Genomic DNA, 25,347 nt, shown 5'->3' on the forward strand with positions numbered 1-25,347 from the left:
AATTAAAATTTAAGGAAAAATGTTATGCGTAATGGATCAAATCGTATTCTTGATGAATTAGCAAAATTAGCAACAGATGCTGCTGACGTCGCGCAAGGTATACGACGTGAAGCTGGAACAGCTTTTCGTGTGCAGGCTGAAAAGATAGCAAACAAACTTGATCTTGTTTCTCGCGAAGAGTTTGAGACTTTTAAGGAGATGGTGCTGAAAATCCATGCTGATAATGCTGATTTGAAAAGGCGCTTTGATGATTTAAAAAAAGATGATTTAAAAAACGCAGACACAAAAAAGTAAGATAGTTTCTTAAAAAAAGAATCTTCAAAAAAATATCCCCAATTTTTCAATATGATGCGTGAAACTAAAAAATGCTTAATCTTGAGTCTGTTAGAGCGGAGCATTTGTTTATTTTTGATTTTTTTTTGGGTAAAATACATTTTTTTGAATCAGGGGGGCTGGCGCTATGAAATTGTATCAATACACTGAAAAGACTTGATGATTCGTTTTATGACTATCAGGTTGCCCTAAACAGCGCGATTGTGTTCTGGGTGTTTGTGTACTGTCGATGTTTTTATGTGTATTTGTTTGTTGTAAAGGTTCTGATTGTAGCAAAATATTGTTACAGTTTAGGCGGTTTATATTCTGTTGACAATGTTTTTAAGATGATTGAGGATTGTGATGAGGCTTGCATTTTGCGCCACAGAGAGAAAAGAGCACCCTGTTGACTTTATCGAACAGATTGCCTGTGAATATGATTGGTCGTTTGAGCGGGATGCGCAAGATGAAATTAGCGTTTGTGTGGAAGGAAAGCGCGCAAATTATCGTCTTGCTTTTTCATGGATGGAAGAGCATGAAGCACTTCATTTGGCTTGTTCGTTTGATCTCTCTATTAAAAATGCTCGAACAGCTGAAATACAGCGCTTATTGCTAGCAATTAATGAAAAGTTGTTGTTGGGACATTTTGATTACTGGCAAAGGAATAATTCAGTTATTTATCGGCAAGGTCTTCTTTTGGCTGGTGGGATGCATCCATCTCATATACAGGTTGAAACATTGTTGATACATGCACTTAAAGTCTGTGAAAGCCATTATGTTGCATTTCAGATGGTTGCTTTGTCGGGAGAAAGTGCTTACAAGGCACTGCAGTACACTTTGTTTGAAACTGTAGGGAATGCCTAAAATACACAGTCTGTTATTTTTACAGATGGTTTGCTGAAATATTGCTCATAGGGGGATATCAAGAATAGCGCGTAATCCCCCAAGTGGGCTTTCATCTAATTGTATATTGCCACCATGGCTGCGTGCTATGTCTTGAGCAATAGAAAGACCAAGTCCTGTTCCACTTGCATCTTGATTTCGCGCTTTATCAAGTCGAAAGAATGGCTTAAAAACTTCTGTACGCATATTTTCATGAATTCCAGGTCCATTATCATCGATTATCAATATAAAAGATTCTTGTTGAGAGTTAGCTGTTAGTTTAACGGTTGTGCCGTAACAAAATGCATTTGATACAAGATTGCTGACCAAGCGTGTGAAAGCACGGGGACGTACTTGTATTTCTGTAGGACCTTCAATGGTGTAAGAAAATTGACGTTTGTGAAGATGAGCATCGGCAGAGAATTTTTGCATAAGAGCATTTAAGTCAAAAGTCTTGACACTTTCACTTCCTTCACCACGAGCAAAAGCAAGATAATCTTCTAACATATTTTGCATGTCACTTACATCTTGCTCAAGCGGTTTAATATCAAAGTCAGTATTTACTAATGCTAGCTGAAGTTTAAAGCGTGTAAGAATGGTTCTTAAATCATGACTTACTCCTGAGAGCATCATGGTGCGTTGTTCGATTTGGCGTTCAATACGTTCTCGCATACGTAAAAAAGCAATGCCAGCACGACGGACTTCATCAGCTCCTTGTGGTTGAAATCCTTTTGGTAAAGGACGACCGCGTCCAAAGCTTTCTGCTGCTTCAGCCAATTGTTGAATAGGTTTAATTTGATTGCGCAAAAAGTATATTGCTATCAGCAATAAAACAAGAGCTGTTCCTACCATCCAGCTTAAAAAAATAGCAGTATTGGAAGCGTAGGCTTGGCTGCGTGGAGCAAAGACGCGTAAGATGTTGTGACCAAGGTGGATACGGATTTCAACAAGATCAGAATCTCCTACGGTATCGATCCAGAAGGGACGGTTAATTTGGCGGGTGATTTCTTCATTTAAAAAATAGTCAAGAATTGCAAAAAATGGCTTAGGTCCTGGAGGGGGAAGAGGGGAAGGGGGTAGGATAGAAATGTTTAATCCCATGCGTTGTTGTGCAATACGCTTGATATCTTCATAGTTATCTTGTTGTGGATATGTTTCAAGAATATCAATAATGGCTGAAATGTCATGCACGACAGCCATTGAAAGACGCTCGGTTACCATTTGCCAATGGCGTTCCATAAAGACATAAGCAATGACTGTTTGCAGAAGTACCATGGGAGCGATAATAATGATCAAAGAGCGAGCATAAAGCCGTTTAGGCATTTTTTTCGTTAACCATCGAAGAAAAAATCTTAAAGGCTTGATCATTCTTGTGCCTATTCAATAGAGAGTTTGTACCCTATTCCTCGCACGGTTTGGAGCCATATAGGCAGTGCTGGGTTTTTTTCGATTTTACGACGAAGGCGGTTGATCTGTACATCAATGGCACGTTCATTTATATTGCTGTCATCAGCCGCGAATTTATGGCGCGGAATTGTATCGCCTGCATTTTCGGCAAAAATGACCATCATTTCTTGTTCTTTATCTGTTAATTTAATAATTTTTCCCCCTTTTTTGAGTTCGCGCCGTGAAATTGAAAATATATAAGGTCCAAAAACGATTTGCTCGATTTTGGGTTGGTGAGGGGGAAAACCACGCCGTAAAATGGCATTGATACGAAGGAGAAGCTCACGAGGATCAAACGGCTTAGCAAGATAATCATCTGCACCTGCTTCTAAGCCATGGATACGATTGTCTATTTCTGATAAAGCTGTTAGCATGAAGATAGGAACATCCTTTGTTTGGCGGAGTGAATGAGTAAGATCAATACCGTTTTCACCAGGCATCATGACATCAACAATAAGAAGATCAAAATCTAAACTTGCCAACAGTCGTTTTGCTTCATTAGCATTGGCTGAAACTGAAACACGAAATCCATTTTTAATGAGAAACTGAAATAAAAGACTGCGGATACGAGTGTCGTCATCAATCACAAGAAGGTGAGGTGCGTCATCACACAAAACTTGAACATGATCGGACATTCTTAAAAACCTTGACAAAAATTTAGTTTACACAAAATGCAAGTTTACATAAGTTGTATAAAGCTGTCGAGCAGCACCTTTACCTTAAAGGAGAGAAAGTTTTATTTATAAATTTAAAAAATTTACTTTTGAAAAGGATATTATGGGTAGTCTTAATATACATATTATTCCAGTTACGACATTCCAACAAAATTGCACTTTGCTTTTTGATAGTGAATGTAAAACGGGGGTTCTCGTTGATCCTGGTGGTGATTGGCCGCGGATTCAAGACGTAATCGAAAAGAATGGCGTTATCGTTGAGGCTATTTGGATAACACATGGTCATTTTGATCATGTGGGAGCAGCAATGCAAGCGAAAGAGGCGCTTAATGTAAAAATTATCGGTTCACATCGCGATGATAAGCCTGTGATGGATGCCGTGAGCGAAAGCGCAAAAAATTACGACATCACTGATGCATGCATCTGTATTCCTGACCAATGGTTAGAAGATGGTGAGTGCGTTCATTTTGCTGGACATGTGTTTAAGGTTTTTCACACCCCAGGACATTCTCCTGGTCATGTTATTTATTTCAATGAAAAAGAACGCTTAGCTCTCTTGGGTGATGTGCTCTTTCGTGGTTCTATTGGACGCACTGATTTCCCCTTCTGTTCTCATGAAAAATTGATGCACTCTCTTCGAGAAAAAGTTTTACCCTTAGGCGATGATGTTTGTTTTATCTGTGGGCATGGTCCTAAAAGTAGCATAGGCTATGAGCGCCAAAATAATCCTTTTCTTCAAGATTTTAATATATGAGCAAACAAAAAAACGCTTTGAAGCGTTTTTTTGTGCCATTTAAGACTTTTTTAGTAGAACAGAAGTTAATTTATTGGGGCATAACAAATGTGTTCCAAACCATTACGGTCTCGAAAAGTCCCTGTTTTAGGGTTGAAGGAACGGTATTTTTTCTTGCAATAGCTAAGCCAATTAGATTCTAATGATTGCTGGAGTGGCTCATATTCCGCCGTTTGCTGCACCTGATAAACTCTTTGATTTTGCGGAACTTTTTGATAAATTACCTGATTTTGTGGTACTATTTGATAAACCACTTGTGGCTGTTCTGGTTTTTTTAAAATTGTACCAAGAATACCCACCGCTAAAGCATCTCCTGAGTTGTCTATATGAATATTACTGTGTTTTGTCTTTTTGCGTTCAATGTGATGATATGTTTTGTTTTCAACATGATGATAATGATGATAATGATGATGATGATGATGATGATGTTGTTGTTGTTGTTCCGTCTTATTAAGTTTGGCTTTAAATCTTCTAGAGTTTTCTTCAGAACGCTTGCGGAAATCATCAACAAACTTTTGGAAATCATCAGAATGACAGACATTTTTGCTATCAGAACAATGGGAGCTAGAAAAATGGGAACGCCAGATATCATCAATTTTCTTATCAATTTCCCTTGTCGCATCATCTCTTTCTTTACGCATCTTCCTCATCATATCATCTGTTTCTCTCGTGATAGAGTGAGTAAAGTCCCATGCCATATCCGCAAGCGTTGCATTTAGCGGCATGAAAACGGTTACAGTTGACATTGCTGATAATACCGCTAACCTGATCACCTTTTTCATAATGATGCTCCTTGTGTAAATTCGTATTTTTCACATCCTACACGTTTCAAACTGAATAGAGCCTGAATAATTTTGGACTTTATTGTGGCAAAACAAATGAAAATTCATTTAGTTAAACCCATCGCAGATACAGTAAAATAAAATCATGACAGAATTTTGATTTCAATTAATGTACTATGCTTGAGGTTAATTAATAAGTTTATATTGAGAGTACCCGATTTTTTACTATGAAATATAAACTCTTTGTTTAGGGATATTTTTTGTATCACTTGATACAATATAAATTGAATAATAGGTGTATGAATAAAAGTTATCATTTTTTATCATGAGTTTATGGTTCTACGATAAAGTCTTGTTTTACTTTATTTGTTTTATAGAACAGTGTCCTGTTTGAATATTCATCTTTTGATGATAAGTAATATTTTAGTTCTATATCAGACTATAAATGTATAAAGATAATATATTGTAAGTAATTTTTTGATATATATAAGACATTCTCTTTAAATTTGTCTGCGTTTTTTTTCGTTTTATTGTTGCTTGATTAGGGGTGTTTTTACCAGATTTTCCTTTTCGATTTTCCAAAATACCAGTATCCATGGTTGGTCCCATGTGTGCAAGGTCTGGTTTGGAGAAAAGACTTGGTTGTAACACGGGCTCATGGGTGGATTGTTCGCTATGATGTGTTAAGGGGTTCTCAGCGATTTCTAGTTCTATCTTTTGTAATTGTTTGATTTCATCGCGAAGTCGCGCTGCTTCTTCAAAGTTGAGATCAGCAGCTGCTTCATGCATTAATTTTTCAAGGTGTTTAATATGAGATGCTAAATTGTTGCCAACCATATTTTTTTTCTCGATAACATCAGGGGTAATTGTGCGAATATGGTTGTTTTCATAGCCTGAATTGAGAATATCTCCGATATTTTTTTTGATACTTTTTGGTGTGATATGGTGTTCTTCATTATAGGCTATTTGTTTTTGTCGACGTCTTTGTGTCTCCTGTAAGGCTCGTTCTATGGAGCCTGTGATTGTATCTGCATAGAGGATAACGCGGCCATCTACGTTACGTGCAGCACGTCCGATTGTTTGTATGAGGGAAGTTTCAGAGCGCAAAAAGCCCTCCTTATCAGCATCTAGAATGGCAACAAAACCACATTCTGGAATATCTAAGCCTTCTCGGAGCAAGTTGATACCGATGAGGACATCAAAGGTTCCAAGCCGCAGATCGCGTAGAATTTCAATGCGTTCTAATGTATCAATGTCAGAATGCATATAGCGTACGCGAATATCTTGTTCGTGGAGATATTCAGTTAAGTCCTCGGCCATACGCTTTGTGAGAACTGTCACCAATGTACGGTAGCCTTTTTGAATTGTTTTACGAATTTCATTCACAACATCATCGACTTGATTGCTGGCTGGACGAACCTCTGTTGGTGGATCAATGAGCCCTGTTGGACGAATAATTTGTTCTGCAAAAGTGCCATGAGATTGTTCTATTTCCCAGCGTCCTGGTGTTGCAGAGACGGCAATAGTTTGTGGGCGCATGGCATCCCATTCTTCAAAGCGTAAAGGGCGATTGTCCATACAGGAAGGTAGGCGAAACCCATATTCTGCTAGGGTTGCTTTTCTTCGAAAGTCACCTCGGTACATGCCTCCAATTTGGGGAATGGTTACGTGGCTTTCATCGATAAAAACAAGAGCATTGTTTGGAATGTATTCGAACAAGGTTGGTGGTGGTTCACCAGGTTTTCGTCCTGTTAAATAGCGTGAATAATTTTCGATTCCAGAGCATGAGCCGGTGGTTTCCAACATTTCCAAATCAAAAATTGTACGTTGTTCTAAACGTTGTGCTTCTAAAAGACGTCCAGCTGCGTTCAACTCATCAAGGCGTTGAGCGAGTTCCATTTTGATCGATTTCATCGCTTGATTGAGTGTTGGGCGTGGTGTTACGTAGTGTGAGTTGGCATAAATTTTAATCGATTGAAGATCGCCTGTTTTTTGTCCCGTTAGAGGATCAAATTCCGTAATTGTTTCCACTTCATCGCCAAAGAGCGAAATACGCCAAGCACGATCTTCGAGGTGGGCAGGGAAAATTTCGATTGTATCCCCTCGAACACGAAAGGAACCACGAATGAAATTGATATCTTGTCGATAATACTGTTGAGAGACTAAATCAGCCAAGAGTTTTCGTTGATTGAGTTTATCACCTTTTTCTATTTTGAAGGTCATAGCAGTATAAGTTTCTACTGAACCAATCCCGTAAATACACGATACAGACGCGACAATAATGACGTCATCACGTTCAAGGACAGCACGTGTTGCTGCATGGCGCATACGGTCGATTTGTTCATTAATTGAGGATTCTTTTTCAATATAGGTATCAGAGCGTGCAACGTAGGCTTCTGGCTGATAATAGTCATAATAGGAAACAAAATATTCGACGGCATTATGAGGAAAAAAACTTTTAAATTCCCCATAAAGCTGCGCTGCTAGAGTTTTATTGGGAGCTAAAATCAGAGCTGGACGCTGTGTTTTTTCAATGATTTTGGCCATTGTATAGGTTTTTCCTGAGCCGGTAACACCCAAAAGCACTTGTGTACGTTCATCTTTTTGAATTCCCTCAACCAGAGTTTTAATTGCTTGAGGTTGATCTCCCGCAGGTTCAAAGGGTGTTTCGAGTTGAAATGGAATGCCACCTTCAGACTTTTCAGGACGAACAGGGCGGTGAGGTGTCCATAACGCGCCATTCTTAAAAAGAGGATTGCCTGAGGCAATCAGAGCAGAAAGAGCCTCAACTGTTGCTGTAACACCATTTTTCATTGTTGTATCCTTTAATAGAAAAGTGCTGGTGATTTTAAAGAAAATACTAATTTTTACAATTTCATTACGACAACAGCAAAACGTTATTGAACAGATTTATTTTGGTTTATTGGAGCTTTCATTAGGATATTGATCAAGTTTTTTCTATGAGACGAATTCTTCGAAGTGTTTCTTTGGAGGGGGCATATTGTGGTTGTTCGTGGACACTATTGCATTTTTGCCATGATGATATTTAAGATGGCATAAGTTATTATGGCTGTTATGGAGAAGAATCGGTACGTTTGGGCACTAAAGACATCGTGTATGTGTGATAAAGATCATTTCCATCTTTAAATGAAAGATAACGAGATGACACCCAACCTATTTGAGTGTTATATCGGATATGGCACCAATTGCCTTCACAGTTTTTAACAAAAACCAATTCTCCAGCAGAGATTAAGCCGCAAAGTGCATACTGAGTGCTAGGACCTGTTCTAAAATTAAGATTTCTCGTAACAAAAGCATCCGCAGCTTCAGATACTGTTGTGGCGAAAAAGAAAGAGCCAAACATAAAAAAAATGACGATTTTTTTCATTCTTCTGTAAAGAATTGCTTTAGAGATTTTCTATCCTTCTCTCTTTGTATCCCATATGATTTCTTTTGCTAGATTATGATAAAACAGAAAAAAATACAATTCTTTCTTCTTTAGGAGACTTTAAAGAGAAGAGTGAAGTTTAACGGTTTAAACACCAAAATGAGATGTTTTAATCACTATTTGTGCATGTTTTGTTTCCTTTATTTATTTTTGTATGGAAAATAGCGATACTGTACTATATAATAAAAAAGATCGTAGTTTTCGGATTCCAAAAGTAATTTTGGAAGCCGTTTTTTGTATTTTTATTAAACCTTCCGTGTAATAGAAAGGGACGGATTATGGAAAAAGTTCCGATGACTACAGCTGGTTTTGAGAGTCTTAAAGAAGAGTTGCGTTGGCGTCAACAACAGGAGCGTCCGCGAATTATTGAAGCAATTTCTGAGGCGCGTGCACATGGTGATTTATCAGAAAATGCTGAGTATCATGCAGCTAAAGAAGCGCAAAGCCATAATGAGGGGCGTATAAATGAGCTTGAAGATTATATCGCACGAGCAGAAGTTATAGATGTTACGCGTCTTTCAGGCGACAAAATAAAATTTGGAGCAACCATTAAACTCTTGGATGAGGATACTGAAGAAAAAAAAGTGTATCAGATCGTAGGAGATCAAGAAGCTGATGTAAAGGTTGGTAAAATCTCTATTTCTTCGCCTATTGCACGTGCACTCATTGGCAAGCAAGAAGGTGATGTGATTGAGGTGAATGCACCAGGTGGTGCACATAATTACGAGATCATTAAGGTTCAGTACATCTAAATAACATATGGATTATTATGCGTGTATCTTTGGATGAAACTGAGATTATTGCGCCTCACTTTAAAAGGCGTTTATCGGGAGTAACATCTACGATTATTCAGCTTATTCCACTGCAACGCGAACAGGGGGTGCGTATATCCACTTTGGGGTTTGGTTTACCACAAACTTTGCCGGCTCTTGCCTTTAAGGACCTTTTCGGACTTTGGAAAAGTCCGAAAGGGAAGCCATTTCGTATTTGGCATGCACGACGCAATATTGAGATGCTTTTTGGGATCTTTTTGCGCGATATCTTGAAAATGAAGCTGAAACTTATCTTTACATCGGCTTCACAACGCCATCATAAGCCTTTTACCAAATGGTTGATTCGCTGTATGGATAGGGTTATCGCTACCAGTACACATACGGGCGCTTATCTAGAAGTGCCTCATAAGGTTATTATGCATGGGGTGGATGTGAAGCGTTTTACTCCACCACAGACTCTTGATGATTACTTTTCTTCGACAGGATTTCCAGGAAAATATGCGGTAGGGTGTTTTGGGCGTCTGCGTTACTCAAAGGGAACAGATTTATTTGTTGATGCCATGATAGCGTTATTACCTGACTATCCTGAATGGACAGCACTTATCGCTGGTCGTACGACAGAGCAATATTATCATTTTGAAAAAGAATTACACCAAAAGATTGCTAAGGCTGGTCTGGATGATCGCATTATTTTTCTTGGTGAGATTCTGGATATCCCTTTGTGGTATCGTCGTTTATCGCTTTATGTTGCACCTTCTCGTACAGAAGGTTTCGGTTTAACACCATTAGAAGCAATGGCATCACAGGTTGCGGTTGTAACGAGTGATGCAGGAGCTTATAAAGAATTGGTGGCCGAGGGAACAGGAACAGTTGTAAAAGCAGGAGATGGAGCGGCTTTAACAGCAGCAATTGAACCTTATTTTGCTGATGTAGAAAAAACATTGGTAGCCGGAAAGAAAGCTTTAACCCATGTTCGTACACACTTTCCTTTGGAAAAGGAGACAACCGAGATTGAGCGTGTTTACAAAGAACTGTTTGCGGAAAAAACACTTTGATTATTATATCAAAGATCTTCTTGAGGAATGATAAAAAGTGTTTTCCTTAAAGGTTTTTCATAGTCATCAAGAAAACAGCTCAATGATATAAATGTTATTTTACAAAATTTATATTGTCTTTAGTAGAACGCTATAAGAAGTTCTCGAAATTTTGGATAAAAGATTAAAAATGTATACGCTTGAGAGCGATATGTAGTTTATGATAAAGCATATTAGGAGAGAGGAAAGCTATTTTTATTCAGTGATATTTTAGAATAAGAAAATAATGCTTTAACTCAAGTCTAGATATACGGTGTCGTACTGATATTGTTCGTTTTGGAAGACTTAAATAGATAGAAAAAAACGTTTTCTTGTCTTAAAAAAGATATTTATGGTGTCTCCATGGGTAAAATAGTCGTACATATTTTCAATAAATTCATAATAAGATGGATCTAAGATCAATATATATGATTTCTATAGATAGTTTACCTTTTTAATTTGAATAAGAGCTATCCTCTTGCACATCACAATTGGAGGAAAGCATGTGGTTGGATAAAACTATTGAAGACAGGGTGTAAAGAGATTTCTTATAAATTGTCTGAAATGCAGGTTGTTACGACATTAACAGAAAGAAAATAATATGGTGGTACTAATTTATATCTTATTTGTGGTACCGATTTGCACCTTATTATTATTTAAGTAAAAATGATGGTGCCCATTTTATATCTTTCATGAGAGCTGTCGTGAAATGGGGGTGATGAGTATTGTGAGATGTTTTTTACAAACAAGCTTGTGAATTCGTAATATAATAGCATTTTATTTTCTATAAGGATGTAACTCTATTAAAGAGAAAAAGCACTTTTATCAGCAAATATTCATATTTTTTTCATGAGAGATTATTCGTAAAAAAAGGATGTTCTATGTGCCCACTTTATTTGATAAAGAAGATCAATAAAGTGAAGTTTTATATGTTCTGGATTTGAAGGCTCTTGGTATTTTATTGCTCTTGTCGAATTATTTTTATATCAACATTTATATCGTTGATATGATGATTTGTATGAAATTTTAGGAAATCTTCAGTGGATTGAGTGAGGGGTGAATATTATGACTCATACTGTTCACACCTTTTTATGTTGTAAATTTTTTATCATGGTAGAATAAAATGCTTTATGCATTAGAATTGTTCACGCCAGAAAGCGGGAATAAAAAGGACGAATATTGTTATGATTTCAAGGCGTCCAGCTAACATTAGAAAACTTAAAATCCATAAAGCATTATCGTTGATTGTAGAGAAATTACCAGTGGGGCCAATAATATCTCCAAAGCCTGGACCAACATTTGAAAGTGCGGTTAAGACCCCTGTAAAGGCAGAGGTAAAGTCAAGACCGGTTGTAAGCAAAAGTGCAGTGCCGATAACAAGGCAAAACATATAAAGACAGACAAAAAACAAAACGGCTTGAGCAACATCGTTTGATATATTTGAGTGATCGTAGCGCGCCTTTACAACGACATTAGGAGAAAGAAGTTTTTCTATATTTGTTTGTGTAATACGCCAAAGAATAATGAGGCGATTGATTTTCATGCCACCAGAAGTAGAACCAGCACATCCGCCTGTAAAAGAAACAATGAAGAAAATTCCAAGCGCAAACGGTCCCCAAAGTTGATAATCTTCAGCGCTGTAACCTGTGGTGCTAATAATGGATGAAAGGTGAAAAATGACATCAAGGAAAATCAAGTGGAACGCGCGATGATCATAAAACCGTAGCCATGCCGCTAAAGCAAAGCTGAAAAGGAGAACGATATGGAGAAAAACAATCACTTGTGGGTCAAGGAAGCGTTTGGAGTGTCCAGGAAGGACTAATTTAACATAAAGTACGAAGGGCAAAGCAGAAAGCAACATGAAGATTGTTGAAATAATTAAGATGGCTGGTTTATCAGAAAAATAACCAAAAGAAGCATCATGCGTTGAAAAACCAGCTGTTGCGACTGTACTCATTGCATGGTTAACGGCATCAAATAAATTCATGCCTGCAGCAAAATAAGAAAGCATACAAGCCAATGTGAGACCAACATAAGCGATGATAATTCCGTTAGCAATTTGGTTGATGCGAGGCAATATTTTTTCAGATTTATCAGATGATTCCATATGAAAAAGTCGTACGCCACCCACACGCAATGAAGGCAAAAGTAAGAGGGCTAAACCGATAAAACCAATGCCCCCAATCCAGCATATAAGAGAACGCCATAACAAAATACTTCGCGATAAATTATCAAGATCAGAAAGGACTGTGGAACCTGTTGTTGTAATTCCAGAAACAGATTCAAAAATGGCTCCTGCTAGAGAAATGGGAAGAGGAGAAAGATAAAGAGGTAAGGCACCTACGATGCTTCCTGTTAGCCAAAGACAAACAGTGAGCATAAAGCCAAGCCGTGCTGAAAAACGACAAGTAGCTCCCTTAGTTGCTAAAAGAATCAGAGTTGCTAACATGGTGGTTATGGCACAAGAATAGAGAAAGGTTATCCAATTACGATTGTTGTCGTGCAGATCCACAAAAATTGGCAAAAGCATTGCTCCTGCCATGATTAACGCAAAACGTGCACAGACATTGATAATAAACTGAAAAATGACCGTTCCCTATCTTTGTATCTCTTTTTATTATGGTTTTGTGCTCATAAGAATTTACGTTTTTCTCTTTATAGGATAAAGATTAATTCTTAACATTAGGATGCCTTGATGAAATTGGTAATCAGACCTTTTCATAAAACTTGAAAATGAAGTACATATAACATAATTGGAGTTTTTGAAAAATATTTTTTTAAAAGGCTGCATTCCGTTATCATTTATAGAATAATTAAGTTATAATAAAGTGAAGGGGATTTAATGGTACAATCGCATATTCGTCTGCTGATTATTGGCTCAGGTCCAGCTGGTTATACAGCGGCGATCTATGCAGCAAGAGCAATGCTTAAGCCGGTTTTGGTGACGGGCTTGCAGCAGGGGGGACAATTGACAATTACAACTGATGTTGAGAATTATCCAGGTTTTGCAGATCCCATTCAAGGACCGTGGTTGATGGAACAAATGGCGAAACAAGCTGAGAATATGGGGACAAAAATTGTCTATGATACAATTATAAAGGCTGATTTGTTGAAGTATCCTTTTGTTTTATATGGGGATTCAGGAACACAATATTCTTGTGATGCACTGATTATTGCAACAGGAGCTCAAGCGCGCTGGCTTGGTTTAGAAAGTGAACAAACCTTTATGGGCGGTGGTGTGTCCGCTTGTGCTACATGTGATGGCTTTTTTTACCGTGATAAGGACGTTATTGTCGTGGGAGGAGGAAATACCGCTGTTGAAGAAGCACTTTATTTATCGCATTTGGCTAAAAGTGTAAGCGTGGTTCACAGGCGGGGGCAGTTTCGGGCAGAAAAAATTTTGCAAGATAGGTTGCTTGCTTGCAAGAACGTACGTATCATTTGGGATCATGTGGTGGAAGAAATTGTGGGGCTGCCTGCACAGGGGGCAGTGGGCGCTGTTGTAACAGGGGCACGTCTGAAAAATGTTAAGACAGGTCACGAGATGACAGTGAATGCAGAGGGAATATTTATTGCTATTGGGCATGATCCTGCTGTTTCTCTGTTTGAAGGACAGCTGAAACAAAAACGAGGCGGCTATTTATGGACAGCACCGGACTCAACAGCAACAAGCATTGCTGGTGTTTTTGCTGCTGGGGATGTAACAGATGAAATATTCCGCCAAGCTGTAACAGCTGCGGGAAGAGGATGTATGGCAGCGTTGGAAGCAGAACGGTTTCTGGATATATCTAAGCGTTAGTAACTCATTGAGAACATAAAGAATCTAGAGGTAGAATTAATTGTGGCGCCACCGTTGGATTGGGATAAGTTAAGGGTTTTTCACGCTGCAGCAGAAGCGGGATCTTTTACGCATGCTGCTCAAAAGCTTCATTTATCTCAGTCAGCAGTTTCACGACAGGTTTCGGCTTTAGAACAAGAGGTTGGGGTATCCTTATTTCAACGTCATGCGCGTGGTTTGATTCTTACAGAACAGGGAGAAACTCTTTATCGTACAGCTCATGATGTTTTGATGAAGCTTGAAAGTGTACGTTTGCAACTAAGTGAAAGCTATGCAAAACCAACGGGGCACTTGCGTGTGACCTCGACCTTTGGAATGGGGGCAGGGTGGATTGCAGAGCGTATGCCAGAATTTCTTAGTCTTTATCCTGATATGCAGGTTCAGCTTTTGCTTTCCGATGAAGAGCTTGATTTGACAATGTGTCATGCGGATTGTGCTGTTCGCTTACATCAACCCCAACAACCTGATCTTATACAAAGAAAACTCTTTACAATTCATATGCATGTTTATGCTTCGGAAAAGTATATTGCAAATTATGGAAAGCCGGAAAAATTGTCTGATCTCGATGAGCATCGTATTATTTCGTTCGGTGAACCTGTCCCACCTTATTTGTCTGGTTTAAATTGGTTGGAAAAGGCTGGTAGAAGTGATGGATCATTGCGCGTTTCAGTTCTACAAATCAACAATATCATCTCAATAAAGAATGCGCTTATGCGTGATCTTGGGATTGCTGTGCTGCCTGATTATATCGTCAATAATGATGAGCATTTGGTGCGTCTTTTTCCTGATATGGTTGATATTCCTTCTTTTGATACTTTTTTTTGTTATCCTTATAATTTAAAGAATTTGGCAAGGTTAAATGCTTTTCGAGATTATATTTTTTTAAAAGCCCGTCAGTGGTCTTTTTAATGTTAATGCCTTAATTTATAAGGAATAATTAACTGTTTTACAATTTGAGACTCCCCTAATATTCTTTCGTTTTAAATTTGCCCATATTGAATCAATTAAAACTATTCGTTGCACATTAAAAGTGGATGGAGTCCGTGTGGAAAAATACTTTTGAAAAAAGGGATAAATGTTTTTTATGAATGCTAGCAAATGTGAGAGTTATTATATATTGAAAACTGGACAATCGTGTGATGGTGTAGCTTACATCTTTATATTTAATTAATAAAGAGTGGTACATGATGGAGACAAATTTAAAGCTATGTGTTTATTGCATAGCAGATACGCTTAAGTCTTTATTGTACTTTTTCTTATAAAATGACATAGAATGCTATCTCTTGATTATGTTGCCTCCCAGTGCATTTTCTTGAGTGTTCCCTTACGAAGATCTATCAGATTGGTTTTATCTCTGAGGATTTTCCAAATTTGCCGGACGTATGTCCGGCTTTTTTTTTTATTTTTGAAAGAGCTCCTAGAAATTGCAATATATGGGAGGATGATAAGGAAAAAATTTCGAAACTTGTGGATATCCAACAATTTTTTAAGAATACTAAAATTCAATAAGGAGTTTGAGAGAGATTTATTCTGTTGTAGCATAAAAGTCTGTCTTTTAGAGGCATGATATAAAATATTTAAAACTTTATACATTGAGGTGCTTTTTATTAGAGTGAGAGGTGAATATTTAAGGCAGGTCTTGTTCATAAAGCCTATGAAGTAAATCAAGTCGTTATTAGATAGAACTTAAAGGAAACTGGATTGTTTACATAACGACGGGAAGTGGCTTCTTCTTCATTTTAGGACGAAGAAGAAGCCGAGAAATAGAAAAGATTTGATTGTAAGGGCAATTGGGTTTAAAAGCGCTCGATCTTTTTTAGAGTTATAAATTGAATAGAGAAAGCAGAATAGTTTTTTTATCATCTCATGATAATAAACCGATTCATTTATTTGATCGCTAGATTTTTTTGATCTTTATCTACAGCCTCTATTGTTGTGTTTATTCATGGATATTTTTACTGAATCGATTGATTCAGACCATGATACAGTTTCCGATATTTTCTCGGATATACTGACATTCGGCAAAAAAACGATCACAAAAAATGATATTAAAAATTTTAAATTAAACTGTTGCAAAAACGCTGTATACGTATACAAGCTTCTTCAAGTAATTCTTCTGATGTTGCATAAGAAATACGAAAAGCTGATCCAAGTCCAAAAGCAGATCCTTGGACGACAGCAACAGCTTCTGTTTCTAGAAGCGCTATGGCAAAGTCTTCATCATTCGTAATACATTGACCGTTGGGTGTTTTCTTTCCAATAAGTCCTGTGCAAGAAGGATAAACATAAAAAGCACCTTCGGGCGTTGGACAGTGAATGCCAGGAGCTTGGTTTAGCATGGAAACAACGAGATCACGGCGTGCTTGAAAAATACTTTTATTTTTAGCGATAAAGTCTTGTGGCCCATTGAGTGCTTCAACAGCAGCCCATTGTGAAATGACACTTGTTCCAGATGTTTGCTGACCTTGAATGGTATCCATAGCTTTAATTAATTCTTGTGGTCCCCCTGCATAGCCGATTCTCCATCCCGTCATCGCATATGCTTTGGAAACACCATTCATTGTGAGTGTACGCTCATAAAGCGCTGGTTCTATTTGAGCTGGAGTAACAAAGGTAAAACCCTCATATGTGAGATGTTCATATATATCATCGGAAAGAATATAAACATGAGGATATTTTACTAAAACATCTGTGAGTTTTTTCAATTCATTATGTGTATAAGCGGCACCTGATGGATTTGAAGGAGAGTTAAAGATGAACCATTTGGTTTTGGGGGTAATGGCAGCTTCTAGCTCTTGTGGTTGGAGTTTATAAGAAAATTCGGCTTTTGTTTCTAAAAAGACAGGTGTACCATCGTTGAGTGCAACCATTTCTGGATAACTTACCCAATAAGGAGATGGAATGATGACTTCATCCCCTTTATTCAAAGTTGCCATCAATGCATTAAAGAGAATTTGTTTTCCACCGGTACCAACAATAATTTGCTCTGGTTCATAATTGAGATTATTTTCCCTTTTAAACTTTGCAGAAATTGCTTGGCGCAATTCTGGAATTCCAGATATGGGAGGGTATTTTGTTTCTCCTCTTCGAATAGCTTCAATAGCTGCGTTTTTGATGTTGTCTGGGGTATCAAAGTCTGGCTCTCCAGCGCTTAAAGCAATAACGTTGCGCCCTAATGTTTTTAAATGACGGGCTTTTTGGGAAGCAGCAATTGTTGCAGAAGGTTTGATACGAGACAGTTTGTCGGCAATAAAAGCCATAATTTTAAATCCTTATATTATATCAACAAATAGTTATTGCTTTAAGGATATTCTATAAGAGATTATATTGTATGCAATAAAAAACTTCCAAAATACTCTTACACGGGCTTTACATTCTTCTTTTTTGAGATTTTTACAAGATAATCTATTCTTAGATTTTATGAAAGTTTTAGAGGAAGTATAAGGGGGGGTGATAAATTGTGCAAAGGAGATAAGCAGTCTTTTATTTTAACAAGGTAAAATGATGCTTTATACAAAATAAAAAAAATCTTCGTCGTTACAGACGAAGATTTTTAAATAAAATATTGCAGAATTTAAATCTTAAAGAGCTGCAAGGTTGCCAGCGGCAAATTTTCCTGAACGACGATCTTGAAGAACATCATAAGAAATTTTTTGCCCTTCATTAAGACTGTTTAGACCAGAACGCTCAACAGCAGAAATGTGCACAAATACATCTGCACTACCATCACTAGGCTGAATGAATCCGAAACCTTTTGTTGTATTAAACCACTTAACTGTTCCTGTAGACATAGGAAACTCCTTAGAATATATAATTATATTGAGTATTGAAGCTTTCATTCCTTCAATACGGTTGTAGATCGAAATTAGGTGGGAGAAGTTTCGTCAAAAGTGCAGATCGCACAGGAAAGAAAGTCACGTAACCGAAAATTCGATGAAACCTCTATAAAAGCCTTTAGAACAAAAAGCAAGTCTTAATCAATTTTTATATAAAAAAAAATAAGAAAGCAGTGTACCTTTTGCTGAGTAGAAAAAATTCAACTGAAATAACTTTGTAGTGAACGTACTTCAAGGCGCCTTTTTTTGAGTGCTTTGATCGCTTCTACGACGGCTTCGGCCCCAGCTATTGTTGTATAATAGGGAACATTTTGCATGAGTGCTGCATAACGTAATGATTTTGAGTCTGAGATGGCACTGGCAGTGCTAGTTGTATTAAAAATCAATTGAATTTGGCGATTACGAATAGCATCTTCAATATGAGGATGCCCTTCTAGGACTTTGTTGATTTTTGTTGCTTCAACGTGGTGTTCGGTAAGAAATTTATGTGTTCCACTTGTGGCGACAACAGAAAAGCCAAGTTCAGTTAAACGTTTTACAGGATTTAAGATGCGTTTTTTATCTTCATCTCTTACAGAAACGAACAAAGTTCCCTCTTTAGGGAGTTTTACACCAGCTCCAAGTTGGGCTTTAGCAAAAGCAAGCGAAAATTCATAGTCAAGTCCCATAACTTCACCGGTTGAGCGCATTTCTGGACCAAGAAGTGTATCAACACCTGAAAAACGAGCAAAAGGAAACACTGCTTCCTTGACGGCAATATGTTGTTTTTTCTGCAAGGAAGGTAATCCACCATAAGCTTGAAGAGCATCATGAAGTGTTTCTCCTGCCATAATACGTGCAGCCATTTTAGCAATAGGGCGACCAATCGTTTTTGCAACAAATGGGACAGTACGTGAAGCACGGGGATTGACTTCTAAGACATAAATGGTGTCATCTTTTATAGCATATTGTACATTCATGAAGCCGCGAACATGAAGTGCTTGTGCTAATGCTTTGGTTTGGCGCTCTAATTCAGTAACTATTTTATTTGAGAGCGTACGGACTGGTAAAGAACATGCTGAATCACCAGAGTGGATACCAGCTTCTTCAATGTGTTCCATAATACCAACAATCAGTGTTTCTTTGCCATCACATAGACAATCAACGTCTACTTCAATTGCTTCTGTTAAATAGGTATCAAAGAGAAGCGGATTTTTACCAAGCAATATATTGATTTGTCCTGTTGTGTCGTTAGGATAACGGACTTTGATATCTTCTGAAATTAATTCTGGGACACTCTCAAGTAAATAATTTTGTAAGTTACGTTCATCACGGATAATTTGCATAGCACGTCCTCCTAAAACATAAGAGGGACGTACAACCAATGGGAAGCCTAGTTCGTGGGCAATGAGGCGTGCTTGTTCGATGGAGTGAGCAATACCATTTTGAGGTTGTGTTAAGTTAAGTTTAAATAACAGTTTTTGAAAGCGATCTCTATCTTCTGCTAAGTCGATAGCGTCAGGTGAAGTACCCAAGATGGGAATGTTGTGTTTTTCTAGAGCGCTTGCCAATTTCAAGGGTGTTTGTCCGCCAAATTGGACGATGACTCCAACCAAATCTCCTTTTTCCTGTTCTGCTTCTAAAATAGCGATAACATCTTCTGTTGTTAAAGATTCAAAGTAAAGGCGATCAGAGGTATCATAGTCGGTTGAAACTGTTTCAGGATTACAGTTAATCATAATCGCTTCAAAGCCTGCATCACGCAGTGCAAAAGCAGCGTGACAGCAACAGTAATCAAATTCAATACCTTGCCCAATGCGGTTTGGTCCACCGCCTAAAATAGCAATTTTTTTGCGTTCAGAAATGTGTGCTTCCGAGTGCTCTATACCTGCAAAGGGAACTTCATATGTTGAATACATATAGGCTGTAGGAGAAGAAAATTCAGCGGCACAAGTGTCAATCCGTTTGAAGACGTGTTTAACATTTAGTGATTTGCGTAAAGCTGCGATATCATCGGGTTCTTTTCCAGTAAGGGAGGCTAATCGCGCATCTGAAAATCCCATAGCTTTTAACATACGTAAGTTATCTGCGTCTTGGGGTAATCCATGAATGCGGATACGCTGCTCCGTTTCAATGATGGAGGCTATTTGTTCTAAAAACCACGGATCAATTTTGCTAATTTGGTGAATCTCATCTAAGGGTAAGCCTGTGCGCATGGCTTGAGCAATATAGCGTAGACGATCAGGGCTTGGTATTGCAATGGCGGAGCGTATAGAACTTTTTTCATCACCTTCAGCATGCTCTGGAATAACAATTTCATCAAGACCCGTAAGTCCTGTTTCAAGTCCACGGAGTGCTTTTTGTAACGATTCTTGAAAAGTGCGTCCAATTGCCATGACTTCTCCTACAGATTTCATCGCAGTTGTAAGGACAGGTGATGAACCGGGAAATTTTTCGAAAGCAAAACGAGGAATTTTTGTCACAATATAGTCAATAGAAGGCTCAAATGATGCTGGTGTTGTACCACCCGTTATATCATTTTTTAATTCATCAAGAGTATAACCAACAGCCAGTTTAGCCGCTACTTTGGCAATGGGAAACCCCGTTGCTTTTGAGGCAAGCGCTGAAGAGCGAGAAACACGCGGATTCATTTCAATAACAATGAGGCGCCCATTTTCAGGATTGACAGCAAACTGTACATTGGATCCCCCCGTTTCAACACCAATTTCACGCAAAACAGCAATCGAAGCATTACGCATACATTGATATTCTTTATCTGTTAAGGTGAGAGCAGGCGCTACAGTGATCGAATCACCGGTATGAATCCCCATTGGATCAATGTTTTCAATAGAACAAACAATGATACAGTTATCGTTTTTATCACGAACAACTTCCATCTCATATTCTTTCCACCCTAAAACACTTTCTTCAATTAAAACTTCAGTTGTAGGCGAAGCTTCAAGACCGCGTTCGATAATTTCATAAAATTCAGAACGATTGTAAGCGATTCCACCACCGGTTCCACCAAGGGTAAATGAAGGACGAATAATAGCTGGAAGTCCAACAACATCAAGAGCTTGAACTGCTTTTGCTGTTGCATGGGCGATATAATGTTGTTTGCGATCAGTTTCGGTATGTCGCCAGTTGCGCTCAAGTTCTTCGAGTGCTTTGTCAAGTGCAGCACCAGAAAGTTTTGCTTTAAGTTCAGCACGCGTTTTTGCGTGCTGTCGGCGATTTTCTTCTTTTAGTTCTGTTGCATTGGCTAACATAGAGCGTGGCGTTTCCAAACCGATTTTTGCCATCGCTTGGCGGAATAAAGCACGATCTTCAGCTTTATCAATAGCATCAGCATTGGCCCCTATCATTTCAACATGATAGCGGTCTAAAATACCCATACGCTTTAATGATAAAGCAGTGTTGAGGGCTGTTTGTCCTCCCATAGTGGGCAAAAGGGCATCGGGACGTTCGTGGGCAATAATTTTGGCAACTATTTCAGGAGTAATGGGCTCTATATAAGTTGCATCAGCTAGATCTGGATCTGTCATAATCGTGGCAGGATTAGAATTTACCAAAATAACTCGATAACCTTCTTCTTTTAATGCTTTACAGGCTTGTGTGCCTGAATAATCAAATTCACATGCCTGACCAATGATAATAGGTCCTGCTCCGATGATAAGAATAGATTTTATATCTGTGCGTTTGGGCATGGCTTTTTCCTATGACAAATATCTGTGCGCGATTGTTGCGGGTAAAATATTTCAGTTCTGAGGCTACAGTCATTTTATAAGTTAAGTGACAAAGAAAGTAAGCACTAAAATACCTTTTCCATGCTTTTTTTCATGAAATTGAAGATAAATTTCTTTTTTGAGCTGAATCATCTCGTCAGTATATCAAAAGTATGATCTTTGATAAAAAAATAATAGTAATACTCCAACAAATTAGAATATTTAAGCATACTGTGAAGAATAAAAAGCCGGAACATCTTTCCAGTCCATTGCCGGCATATTTTGTGTTTTTATGACGTTGATTTCCTAAAGAGGGCCGCACTTTTTCTGTTGCTTGTAAAACATAAGCCATTATTTATGGTTCGATGGGATTTCGTAAAATGAAATGGGAAGTTTATCTTGTTGTTCCGTAAAGTACTACCGTTTAGAGCTGTGATATAAGGTATGAAAATTTACTACATTAAGGTGTTTTTTGTTAGAGTATATGATAGAATTCAGGGGAGGATTTGTTTTTAGAGAGCTTGTGAAATAAACCATATGAAATGGTCTCAGTTGGAATCTGTTAGATAAAAAGAAAGATTGTTGATAGATCGGTTCTGGTCGAACTTTCCGTTTTAGGATAGGAAGAAAGTCAATTGATGTATGTTTCCATTTCATAAAAGGGTGAGAGTGTATTTTAATACAATGGCTAAGGAGATAATTTCAGAATGATTTTGTTTGCTGTTAAAAGATAGTGAATACTCTCTCTTTACTTTATGGATGATGTTCAAAAATATTTAAAAATATAAAGAAGGCTAAAATGCTGAACATTTCCCAAACGAGAATATTCTGTCTGAAAGATGTATCAATAGGAAAGCTTTTGGTGGCTAGGTCTCAAAAAGGGATTTGTTATATAGCGTTAGGAGATACTATAGAACAATTATTACAGGAGTTTACGATACGATTTGGCAATGCACAACAAGTTGTAGGTGACAATACATTTAAGAGAGAAGTTGCTCATATTATAGCCATGATAGAAACACCTAAGTTGGTCAAAAAATATAATTTTTCCTTAGATATAAATGGTACAGTTTTTCAACGACAAGTATGGGCAGTATTATGTGATATACCATGTGGTGAAACAATTTCATATGAAGTCTTAGCATGCCGTATTGGTATACCGAACGCTTTTCGTGCCGTTGCTAATGCGTGTGCACGTAACGAATTGGCTGTTATCATTCCGTGTCATCGTGTTGTGCGTAAAAATGGTTTTATTTCAGGGTATCGTTGGGGATCCAAACGGAAACAGATTTTGCTACAACGAGAACAAAATGGAGGAATTTAATTTTGTGTGATGGGCATTATAATCGTTACAGTTGTCCCTTTCATTTCTTTTGAGGTAATTTCAAGTTTTCCTTTGTGGAGTTCTAGCAAGGAGCGTGAAATGGCTAAGCCAAGACCTGAGCCCGTGTGAGATTTAGTAAGCTGATTTTCAACTTGTTCAAAAGGTTGCCCAAGTTTTTTAATTGCTGATTGGGGAATACCAACACCTGTATCTGTAATTTTAAAAATAAGGTTGTTTTTTTTCTTGAAAGCGCAAACATCAATATTTCCGCCAGAAGGCGTAAATTTAACGGCATTAGAGATGAGATTAAGGAAAATCTGTTTCATAGCACGACCATCAACTTCAGCATGAAGTTCTGGCGTAATGTTTGTTGTAACAACAATATTTTTTTCTTGAGCTTGAGGCGTTAGTGTCCGTACTGCTTCACTAATGATGGGCTCAAGATCGGTATTTTTACAATCAAGCGAAAATCTTCCAGCTTCAATTTTTGACATATCAAGGATGTCATTGATAAGGGTTAGAAGATGGGTTCCCGAATTGTAAATATCATGCATATATTCCTTATAGCGTTGTGAGCCAAGAGGTCCAAAAGTCGATTGCAACATGATATCTGAAAAGCCGAGAATAGCGTTAAGAGGAGTGCGCAATTCATGGGACATATTAGCCAAAAACTCTGATTTAGCTTTGTTAGCACTTTCAGCACGCTCTTTTTCTGCCTTGAGACTTTTATTAAGTTTTTCAACTTCTGAGGCACGTTGTTGAGCACTTCCTCGAGCACGTTTGAGTTCTTGAATAAAAGAAAAAAGACGCCTTTCACTGTCTTCAAATTTTTCCTGTTGTTGTTTAAGCTCAGAAATGTCAGTACCAATACAAACCAATCCTCCGTCTTGGGTTCGCCGTTCGTTAATTTTGAGCCAACAACCATCTGCCGTTTGGCGAATACTGGTTAAGTTACCAGTACCATCATCTTTAAGGGGATATTCACTGATAGCAGGGCGTGCCATGGCTTCGACGGTTGCACGTTGGATACCGGATTGTAGAATTTGTTTAGGAATAGCAGCATATTCGCAAAATTTGCTGTTGGACATGACTAAACGTCCTTCTGAATCCCACAAGACGAAAGATTCTGAAATGTTTTCAATTGCATCACGGATACGAAGGTCGGCTTGCGCTGTTTGTTCAGCCAATTGTTGCTGTTCACTAATATCGAAGGAAATACCAACCAAATGGGGTTCTTCTTCTTCAGTAACTTCAGCACGAATGCGCATCCAGACATAATGGCCATCGGCATGGCGCATGGGAACGTTAATATCGATATGCTTTTTTTTACCGCTCATTAATTCCTGAGCAAGATCAAAAAAATTCGCATCATTTGGATTGATAATGGCGCTAATTTGGGAAATTGAGAGCAATGCATCTTGAGGGACATAGCCCAGCATTTCGTACATTGCTCGTGACCAGTAGACGCGTCCACTTGCCATATTCCAATCCCATAGTCCACAGCGTCCACGCATCATTGCCATATCAATACGGTTTTGAATTTTTTCTGAGACAAGATCCGTTTTGCGTGCTCGTACAATTTGGTTGTAATAAGCATAAAGAAGAGCGAGGATAACGCCACTAGTTCCAATGAACAGGGTTATATTTAACGAGAGAATTTTCCGCCATTCCATGGCGCTATCTTGCATTTTTTCGCTAATGAATACGCCATATTGCCCATTTTCTGTTTGCTGAAATGAAGCAAGAGCAGGGGCATCTTTTCCTATTGTGATTTTCATAATTCCAACGTGCTGTCCAAGAGATTGTAAAGCAATGCTGTCAGAGATAAAATCTTGCAAAGGTTTTCCTAAAGAAATCTCTGAACTGGATGAAGCTAAGACATTTCCTTTTTGATCAATAATGGCGATCAGAGTGCTAGGATTAATAAGATCTTGATTACGAAAAGTGGTGAGGATATTTTGCAAATGACTATGAGAAAGGGCAGAGACTTTTCCTTTCTGAGAAACAGCCAGTAAGTCATGATTAATTGTATTGGTAATATGAGAAGCTAAGAGAGTGATGGTAGAACGAGTGTTCTTATCAATCGTGTTACGCCAATCATAGAGTGATATAAAACGAATTGATGCAAGTACAATAAGAAATGCTAAAATAACAAACGGAAGTGAGCGACGCAACCAAGGTTCAATAAAGAGAAGCTTTTGATAGGCGGAGCCAGAAAGCAGATGAATACGTTTTTTCTGCGCTTTATGACTTGGAGCGCTCGATTTTGAATCAGTATACACCTCCGTTGGCGCATGATATGCGTCCAATTTAGCCATTTCCAGTTCCTTTAATTATGGAATAATGTGATTTAAAAACTGCTTCGATATTCATAGTAACCCCATCGAGTGCAATGAATCAAAACAGGAGTCTTCTGTCCAGTCTTTTTTTTAAAAAAAATAATTTTACTTCTATGAACTTGG

Annotated in this window: 18 protein-coding genes; 8 read left to right on the forward strand and 10 right to left on the reverse strand. The window is 38.0% G+C overall.

Going from position 1 to position 25,347, the window contains the following annotated elements:
- Positions 1-24: 24 nt before the first annotated feature.
- Entirely contained in the window at positions 25-294 is a 270-nt protein-coding gene (locus tag U736_RS0103625) for an accessory factor UbiK family protein (RefSeq protein WP_026500310.1), read from the forward strand.
- Between the two features lie 381 nt (positions 295-675).
- Entirely contained in the window at positions 676-1,176 is a 501-nt protein-coding gene (locus U736_RS0103630; RefSeq protein WP_012754893.1) for a type III secretion system chaperone family protein, read from the forward strand.
- A 45-nt stretch (positions 1,177-1,221) separates the two neighbouring features.
- Here the strand turns inward: U736_RS0103630 and U736_RS0103635 are convergent, their stop codons facing one another.
- Together U736_RS0103635 and U736_RS0103640 are read right to left on the reverse strand one after the other, a co-directional pair.
- Complete coding sequence (locus U736_RS0103635) at positions 1,222-2,562, reverse strand: ATP-binding protein (RefSeq protein ID WP_012754894.1); 1,341 nt, start codon at positions 2,560-2,562, stop codon at positions 1,222-1,224.
- 8 nt (positions 2,563-2,570) lie between these two features.
- Positions 2,571-3,275, reverse strand: coding sequence for a response regulator (locus tag U736_RS0103640; RefSeq protein WP_026500311.1), 705 nt, complete (start codon positions 3,273-3,275; stop codon positions 2,571-2,573).
- A 142-nt stretch (positions 3,276-3,417) separates the two neighbouring features.
- Between U736_RS0103640 and U736_RS0103645 the strand changes: the two genes are divergently transcribed.
- Entirely contained in the window at positions 3,418-4,068 is a 651-nt protein-coding gene (locus U736_RS0103645) for an MBL fold metallo-hydrolase (protein WP_012754896.1), read from the forward strand.
- Between the two features lie 65 nt (positions 4,069-4,133).
- On the opposite strand, the gene U736_RS0103650 is transcribed toward U736_RS0103645, so the two are convergent.
- The 3 genes from U736_RS0103650 to U736_RS0103660 form a co-directional block, all read right to left on the reverse strand.
- Complete coding sequence (locus U736_RS0103650) at positions 4,134-4,889, reverse strand: BA14K family protein (RefSeq protein ID WP_026500312.1); 756 nt, start codon at positions 4,887-4,889, stop codon at positions 4,134-4,136.
- A 429-nt stretch (positions 4,890-5,318) separates the two neighbouring features.
- Positions 5,319-7,703, reverse strand: coding sequence for an excinuclease ABC subunit UvrB (gene uvrB / locus U736_RS10905; protein WP_051406047.1), 2,385 nt, complete (start codon positions 7,701-7,703; stop codon positions 5,319-5,321).
- A 259-nt stretch (positions 7,704-7,962) separates the two neighbouring features.
- Positions 7,963-8,277, reverse strand: coding sequence for an SH3 domain-containing protein (locus U736_RS0103660; protein ID WP_012754901.1), 315 nt, complete (start codon positions 8,275-8,277; stop codon positions 7,963-7,965).
- Positions 8,278-8,615: 338 nt separating this feature from the next.
- Between U736_RS0103660 and greA the strand changes: the two genes are divergently transcribed.
- Together greA and U736_RS0103670 are read left to right on the forward strand one after the other, a co-directional pair.
- Positions 8,616-9,089 carry a transcription elongation factor GreA gene (greA, locus tag U736_RS0103665; protein ID WP_012754902.1) on the forward strand — a complete coding sequence of 158 codons (474 nt, stop codon included), beginning with the start codon at positions 8,616-8,618 and terminating at the stop codon, positions 9,087-9,089.
- A 17-nt stretch (positions 9,090-9,106) separates the two neighbouring features.
- Complete coding sequence (locus U736_RS0103670) at positions 9,107-10,165, forward strand: glycosyltransferase family 4 protein (protein WP_012754903.1); 1,059 nt, start codon at positions 9,107-9,109, stop codon at positions 10,163-10,165.
- Positions 10,166-11,318: 1,153 nt separating this feature from the next.
- Here the strand turns inward: U736_RS0103670 and U736_RS0103675 are convergent.
- A complete protein-coding gene (locus U736_RS0103675) occupies positions 11,319-12,713 on the reverse strand; it encodes a TrkH family potassium uptake protein (RefSeq protein WP_026500313.1) in 1,395 nt (464 codons plus the stop codon).
- A gap of 312 nt (positions 12,714-13,025) precedes the next feature.
- Between U736_RS0103675 and trxB the strand changes: the two genes are divergently transcribed.
- Both trxB and U736_RS0103685 read left to right on the forward strand, forming a co-directional pair.
- Positions 13,026-13,982: a thioredoxin-disulfide reductase gene (gene trxB, locus U736_RS0103680; protein WP_012754905.1), complete on the forward strand. Its 957-nt coding sequence runs from the start codon at positions 13,026-13,028 to the stop codon at positions 13,980-13,982.
- 42 nt (positions 13,983-14,024) lie between these two features.
- On the forward strand, positions 14,025-14,930 hold the full coding sequence (locus U736_RS0103685) for a LysR family transcriptional regulator (RefSeq protein ID WP_012754906.1): 906 nt from the start codon (positions 14,025-14,027) through the stop codon (positions 14,928-14,930).
- A gap of 1,148 nt (positions 14,931-16,078) precedes the next feature.
- Here U736_RS0103685 and U736_RS0103695 read toward each other — a convergent pair.
- The 3 genes from U736_RS0103695 to carB all read right to left on the reverse strand — a co-directional run bounded on the left by U736_RS0103695 (position 16,079) and on the right by carB (position 21,543).
- A complete protein-coding gene (locus U736_RS0103695) occupies positions 16,079-17,281 on the reverse strand; it encodes a pyridoxal phosphate-dependent aminotransferase (protein ID WP_026500315.1) in 1,203 nt (400 codons plus the stop codon).
- Positions 17,282-17,602: 321 nt separating this feature from the next.
- The gene (locus U736_RS0103700) at positions 17,603-17,812 is read right to left on the reverse strand and encodes a cold-shock protein (protein ID WP_012754908.1); all 210 of its coding nucleotides are present in this window, start codon (positions 17,810-17,812) and stop codon (positions 17,603-17,605) included.
- 245 nt (positions 17,813-18,057) lie between these two features.
- Complete coding sequence (gene carB, locus U736_RS0103705) at positions 18,058-21,543, reverse strand: carbamoyl-phosphate synthase large subunit (protein ID WP_012754909.1); 3,486 nt, start codon at positions 21,541-21,543, stop codon at positions 18,058-18,060.
- An 817-nt stretch (positions 21,544-22,360) separates the two neighbouring features.
- On the opposite strand from carB, the gene U736_RS0103715 reads away from it, so the two are divergent.
- Positions 22,361-22,885 carry a methylated-DNA--[protein]-cysteine S-methyltransferase gene (locus tag U736_RS0103715; protein WP_012754910.1) on the forward strand — a complete coding sequence of 175 codons (525 nt, stop codon included), beginning with the start codon at positions 22,361-22,363 and terminating at the stop codon, positions 22,883-22,885.
- Here U736_RS0103715 and U736_RS0103720 read toward each other — a convergent pair.
- Entirely contained in the window at positions 22,882-25,203 is a 2,322-nt protein-coding gene (locus tag U736_RS0103720) for a sensor histidine kinase (RefSeq protein WP_026500316.1), read from the reverse strand. The two genes, U736_RS0103715 and U736_RS0103720, sit on opposite strands and share 4 nt — an antisense overlap.
- Positions 25,204-25,347: the final 144 nt, after the last annotated feature.

It is taken from the genome of Bartonella grahamii ATCC 700132 (genome assembly GCF_000518085.1).
Classification (GTDB): Bacteria; Pseudomonadota; Alphaproteobacteria; order Rhizobiales; family Rhizobiaceae; genus Bartonella; species Bartonella grahamii.

What these genes read in the sequence shown, in the direction of transcription:
- U736_RS0103625 (WP_026500310.1), top strand. Translation starts at nt 25, where the DNA reads ATGCGTAATGGATCAAATCGTATTCTTGATGAATTAGCAAAATTAGCA.
- U736_RS0103630 (WP_012754893.1), top strand. Translation starts at nt 676, where the DNA reads ATGAGGCTTGCATTTTGCGCCACAGAGAGAAAAGAGCACCCTGTTGAC.
- U736_RS0103635 (WP_012754894.1), bottom strand. Translation starts at nt 2,562, where the DNA reads ATGATCAAGCCTTTAAGATTTTTTCTTCGATGGTTAACGAAAAAAATG.
- U736_RS0103640 (WP_026500311.1), bottom strand. Translation starts at nt 3,275, where the DNA reads ATGTCCGATCATGTTCAAGTTTTGTGTGATGACGCACCTCACCTTCTT.
- U736_RS0103645 (WP_012754896.1), top strand. Translation starts at nt 3,418, where the DNA reads ATGGGTAGTCTTAATATACATATTATTCCAGTTACGACATTCCAACAA.
- U736_RS0103650 (WP_026500312.1), bottom strand. Translation starts at nt 4,889, where the DNA reads ATGAAAAAGGTGATCAGGTTAGCGGTATTATCAGCAATGTCAACTGTA.
- uvrB (WP_051406047.1), bottom strand. Translation starts at nt 7,703, where the DNA reads ATGAAAAATGGTGTTACAGCAACAGTTGAGGCTCTTTCTGCTCTGATT.
- U736_RS0103660 (WP_012754901.1), bottom strand. Translation starts at nt 8,277, where the DNA reads ATGAAAAAAATCGTCATTTTTTTTATGTTTGGCTCTTTCTTTTTCGCC.
- greA (WP_012754902.1), top strand. Translation starts at nt 8,616, where the DNA reads ATGGAAAAAGTTCCGATGACTACAGCTGGTTTTGAGAGTCTTAAAGAA.
- U736_RS0103670 (WP_012754903.1), top strand. Translation starts at nt 9,107, where the DNA reads ATGCGTGTATCTTTGGATGAAACTGAGATTATTGCGCCTCACTTTAAA.
- U736_RS0103675 (WP_026500313.1), bottom strand. Translation starts at nt 12,713, where the DNA reads ATGCTTTTGCCAATTTTTGTGGATCTGCACGACAACAATCGTAATTGG.
- trxB (WP_012754905.1), top strand. Translation starts at nt 13,026, where the DNA reads ATGGTACAATCGCATATTCGTCTGCTGATTATTGGCTCAGGTCCAGCT.
- U736_RS0103695 (WP_026500315.1), bottom strand. Translation starts at nt 17,281, where the DNA reads ATGGCTTTTATTGCCGACAAACTGTCTCGTATCAAACCTTCTGCAACA.
- U736_RS0103700 (WP_012754908.1), bottom strand. Translation starts at nt 17,812, where the DNA reads ATGTCTACAGGAACAGTTAAGTGGTTTAATACAACAAAAGGTTTCGGA.
- carB (WP_012754909.1), bottom strand. Translation starts at nt 21,543, where the DNA reads ATGCCCAAACGCACAGATATAAAATCTATTCTTATCATCGGAGCAGGA.
- U736_RS0103715 (WP_012754910.1), top strand. Translation starts at nt 22,361, where the DNA reads ATGCTGAACATTTCCCAAACGAGAATATTCTGTCTGAAAGATGTATCA.
- U736_RS0103720 (WP_026500316.1), bottom strand. Translation starts at nt 25,203, where the DNA reads ATGGCTAAATTGGACGCATATCATGCGCCAACGGAGGTGTATACTGAT.